Source organism: Thermosipho globiformans, assembly GCF_003990895.1.
Classification (GTDB): Bacteria; Thermotogota; Thermotogae; order Thermotogales; family Fervidobacteriaceae; genus Thermosipho; species Thermosipho japonicus.
Map to the genome: position 1 here is coordinate 1 of NZ_BHXD01000059.1, position 360 is coordinate 360.

General features: G+C 62.5%; 1 other RNA gene. It reads left to right on the forward strand.

The features are described from left to right. Position 1: 1 nt before the first annotated feature. An RNA gene (gene rnpB / locus EO083_RS09805) (RNase P RNA component class A) lies at positions 2-353 on the forward strand. Positions 354-360 lie beyond the last annotated feature (7 nt).

A 360-nucleotide genomic window follows, 5' to 3' on the forward strand; every position in this document is an offset into this window, starting at 1 on the left:
CAGACAGTCGCCGCTTCGTCGTCGTCCTCTTCGGGGGAGACGGGCGGAGGGGAGGAAAGTCCGGGCTCCATAGGGCAGGGTGCCAGGTAACGCCTGGGGGGGAAACCCACGACCAGTGCAACAGAGAGCAAACCGCCGATGGCCCGCGCAAGCGGGATCAGGTAAGGGTGAAAGGGTGCGGTAAGAGCGCACCGCGCGGCTGGTAACAGTCCGTGGCACGGTAAACTCCACCCGGAGCAAGGCCAAATAGGGGTTCATAAGGTACGGCCCGTACTGAACCCGGGTAGGCTGCTTGAGCCAGTGAGCGATTGCTGGCCTAGATGAATGACTGTCCACGACAGAACCCGGCTTATCGGTCAG